Below are 3,915 nucleotides of genomic sequence, written 5' to 3'. Positions count from 1 at the left end.
AACGCGATGCAGGGCTACCTCACGCGCTTCCCGAAGATCGAGGGTCTGTTCGCGATCAATGACCCGCAGGCTGTCGGCAGCGATCTCGCGGCCAAGCAGTTGCACCGCAAGGACATGGTGATTACGTCCGTGGATGGCGCGCCGGACATCGAAACCGCGCTGAAGAGCGACACGCTGATCCAGGCATCGGCGAGTCAGGACCCGTGGACGATGGCGCAAACGGCGGTGGACGTCGGCTACAAGATCATGAACGGGCAGAAGCCGGCGAACCCGCTGATCTTGATGCCGTCGACGTTGATTACGCGTGAGAACATCGGCAGTTATAAGGGGTGGTCGTCGCCGCGTTGAGTCCATCACCTGCACAGGTAGTTGACATCGTGGGTTGCGGACGATGGCTGCTGCATCGGCGCATGGATGACGAGCATAATCACCCGGTCTCACGCGCCGCTGGCACCCCATCTGCGTTTTTCAGCGGCTTCTGCAGCCGTTGTCTGCACGCAGCAAGGGGCTTACGCGCCCACGGTGGACGAGGTGGCTGCGCTGGCTGGTGTGTAGAACCTCTATATGACTTTGCTTCTGGATACCATGACGACACCATCGATGAACCAGCCGGGTCCGCCCGGATTTGCCTTCGTCCTGTTCGGCGGAACAGGTGACCTGGCCATGCGTAAGATCCTTCCTGCGCTCTACGCGGCGCACCGCGACGGGATGCTCGCGCCGGATGGCAGGATCATCTCCGTCGCGATGACCACGCTGGATCACAGTGGCTATTTGGGATGGGTCGACGAACACGTCAAGCCGCGCATATCGGGAACCGCGATTGACGACGGAGTATGGCGAAGCTTTCTCGAACGCATCACGTACGTCGCGCTTGACGCAGGTCAGCCAGAAGCGTTCTCCGTGCTGAGGGAAACGCTCGGCGCGGCTCACGGCAGGCGCATCTTCTATCTGGCGACCGGGCCGGCGCTATTCGTGCCGATCTGCAGCGCGCTTGGGACCGCGGGCCTCACCGAAGGCGCACGCGTCGTGCTGGAGAAGCCGCTTGGCTACGATCTGGAGTCGTCGACTGCTATCAACGACGCGGTCGGCAGGATCTTCAACGAAGAGCAGATCTACCGGATCGACCACTACTTAGGTAAGGAAGCGGTACAAAACCTGTTTGCACTGCGCTTTGGCAATTCGCTATTCGAGCCGCTGTGGCGTCGTGAATGGGTCGAGAGTATTCAGATCACCGTTGCAGAGGAACTCGGCGTCGAAGGTCGCGGCAACTTCTACGATCAGACCGGTGCATTGCGCGACATGGTGCAGAACCACCTGCTGCAACTGATGTCGATCGTTGCGATGGAGCCCCCGCGATCGATGGATGCGGATGCGGTGCGCGACGAAAAGCTGCGCGTGCTGCGTGCGCTCAAGCCGGTGCTCGGTGAGCAGATCAGGCAAAGCGTCGTGCGTGGCCAGTATCATGCCGGCGCCATCAACGGCGTATCAGTACCGGCTTATCATGCTGAGCCGGGCGTCAGGCCGGAGAGCAGGACCGAAACATTTGTCGCACTGAAAGTCGAGGTCGAGAACTGGCGCTGGGCCGGGGTGCCGTTTTTTCTGCGCACCGGCAAGCGACTGGGGGCCCGTGTCGCTGAAATTGTCGTCAACTTCCGGACCGTGCCGCACTCTGCTCTTGGACCGATGGCCTTACGTCCAGGTTCGAACCGGCTGACGATCCGTCTGCAGCCGACTGAATCGATCCGGCTAAGCGCGCTCGCGAAGCAGCCGGGCCTGGGCATGACGCTGCAGGGCGTGTACCTCGACCTCGCGTTCGATCAATTCTTTCAACAAGACCGGATGGAGGCCTACCAGCGCCTGCTCCTCGACGTGATTGCCGGACGGCTCGCGCTGTTCGTGCGGCGCGACGAACAGGAGGCCGCATGGCGCTGGGTCGCACCAATCATCGATGATTGGGCCACCCAGGACACCCCTCCGAGATCCTATTCGTCGGGTACGTGGGGGCCGGCCGCAGCCAGCGCACTGCTCGCGCGCCATAACACATGCTGGCTGGAAGAAGAGAACTGAGCGCCATCCAGACGATGTCTGGCTCACAATTCGCCCGAACGTGCCCCAGCCACAACAGAGGGGTCATGGCGTGCTTGTCCGATAGCACCCGCTGCGCCGTGGCGTGGCTTTTTTTCAGACCGCTCAGCGAAGTGCGGCTCTATATCATTTCCTGTCAAGAAGACGATCATGAATAGCATCTGGCACCTTGAATGGCCTCACGGCGCCCTTGACGTGCATGCCACGGGCGGCATGATCGGCGGGGTCACGCTAAAGCGCGGTGACCGGCATGTCCGACCGTTTTACGAGGCTCCGTGGATCGGAGACGGGACGCACCAGCGGCCAGAATTACTCAATCATATGAGAAGCGAATTCCCGTGCGTTCCTTTTGGTGTGCCCTGCGCTCCGGAGACCGTCGTGGAAAGCTGGCAGAAAAGCGTCGCCACGTCTGTCGCCCAAGTTGATCACCCGCTAGATTCGAGCGATGACCTGCTTCATGGTTATGGCTGTGTGGCGGAATGGACACTGGTGCGGCAGACAGATCTTGAAATCGAGATCGCGCTCAAGTATCCGCCCGCTTCCCCCATCGCCAGGTTGGTCCGCGTGATCCGCGCGGATCCCGATGGCCCCGCAATCGACTTCATCCTGAAGGTCGAGGCGCGCAAGGAGACGCGCCGTCCGATCGGTTTGCATCCCAATCTGGCGCTGCCATCGCTCGCTGGCGCTTTCAAGATCGATCCCGGCGCTTTTCGCTTTGGCGTGGTTCACCCGGCTGGCCCCGAACCAGGCGTTTCGCGGGCAGACCCAGGCGCATTCTTTAACACGCTTAATCAGGTACCGCTGCGTGCCGGTGGCACCGCCGCGTTTGATCGCTTTCCGTTCCCGCACAATACAGAAGAAATCATCCAGCTCTGTGGGATCGACGGATCAGTGACCCTGACGGATGACGAATCGCAAGTTGCGTATCGTCTCAGTTGGGATGCTTCAGTACTCCCATCGCTTCTACTATGGATCAGCAATCGGGGCCGCAGTTACCGCCCCTGGAATGGCCGCAATCTCTGCCTGGGCGTCGAGCCTGTGGCCAGTGCGTTTGAACTTGGCTGCCGTGCTGCACTGGCGGCGAACCCAATCAATGAACGGGGTATTCCGACCGCGATAGCCCTCGATCCGGGTCAACCGATCGAAATTGCTTATCGATTCGAGGTCGTGACCCAGTGAATGCATGGAGCCCCGTTGCTTTACTCAAAGGGATTGAGCATGCCGGCAAGCTCACACCAGCCAACGGCTCGAGCACATCGTTGCGCAGCATCATATCGCGGCTGTCGCCAAAGTATCGAGCTGCATAGTGGCCACACGGAAGAGTGGATCGATCAAGTCACGGCAGCGGAGCTCACTTCATCGGAACGGAATAAGCGAGACGCGACCGATGGCCGCTGGCCTTTAGCTATGCGCGGCTTCGGTCGGCGCCGATTGCCCGCAATGAACGCGCTCAAACATACCGCTGTCGATTAGGTCAGAGTCGTAGTCGCACTGGGCAGCGCCGCAAAAAGAGGATGCCGGCGACGGACCTATCCGTGGCTGGTGCTGCGACGAGCCCTCTTGCGAGGGGACGTCACCAGTGCCCCTGAGTGCACGCCGGCATGATGCGCATTTCGGCGAGCGAACCTGCCCGCCGAATTCTCGATGTCAAATGCCGCACGCACGTTACCTTCGATAGACTCTCGTGTCGTACTCCGTTCACGTAGAGCGGTCATCATCGCTGCGCCGATAGCGCAACTCCCGTTGGCTGCGAATGGCCGTAACGAACACGGTGTCCAACTCAGGCACAAACCGATACAGTGCCAAGTAACCGTGGGCACCGTTCGATAT

3 protein-coding genes are annotated in these 3,915 nt (G+C 60.6%); all 3 read left to right on the top strand.

The features are described 5' to 3' along the window. The coding region (locus AWB68_RS43085) for a substrate-binding domain-containing protein (protein WP_143282041.1) at positions 1-348 on the top strand (348 nt) is incomplete at its 5' end. A 252-nt stretch (positions 349-600) separates the two neighbouring features. Next, positions 601-2,067 carry a glucose-6-phosphate dehydrogenase gene (gene zwf, locus AWB68_RS43080; RefSeq protein ID WP_087650205.1) on the top strand — a complete coding sequence of 489 codons (1,467 nt, stop codon included), beginning with the start codon at positions 601-603 and terminating at the stop codon, positions 2,065-2,067. Between the two features lie 168 nt (positions 2,068-2,235). Next, positions 2,236-3,264 (top strand): aldose epimerase family protein, encoded by a 1,029-nt coding sequence (locus tag AWB68_RS43075; RefSeq protein ID WP_235028837.1) that lies wholly within the window; start codon positions 2,236-2,238, stop codon positions 3,262-3,264. The last annotated feature ends 651 nt before the right edge of the window (positions 3,265-3,915 follow it).

The sequence above is a fragment of the Caballeronia choica genome (genome assembly GCF_001544535.1).
GTDB classification, from domain to species: domain Bacteria; phylum Pseudomonadota; class Gammaproteobacteria; order Burkholderiales; family Burkholderiaceae; genus Caballeronia; species Caballeronia choica.
The sequence above is the reverse complement of the archived record's forward strand: the minus strand, read 5'-3'. Positions and strand labels throughout refer to the sequence as shown.

Bases quoted from the DNA above. Each gene is read 5' to 3' on its own strand.
- AWB68_RS43075 (WP_235028837.1), top strand. From the start codon at position 2,236: ATGAATAGCATCTGGCACCTTGAATGGCCTCACGGCGCCCTTGACGTG.
- zwf (WP_087650205.1), top strand. From the start codon at position 601: ATGAACCAGCCGGGTCCGCCCGGATTTGCCTTCGTCCTGTTCGGCGGA.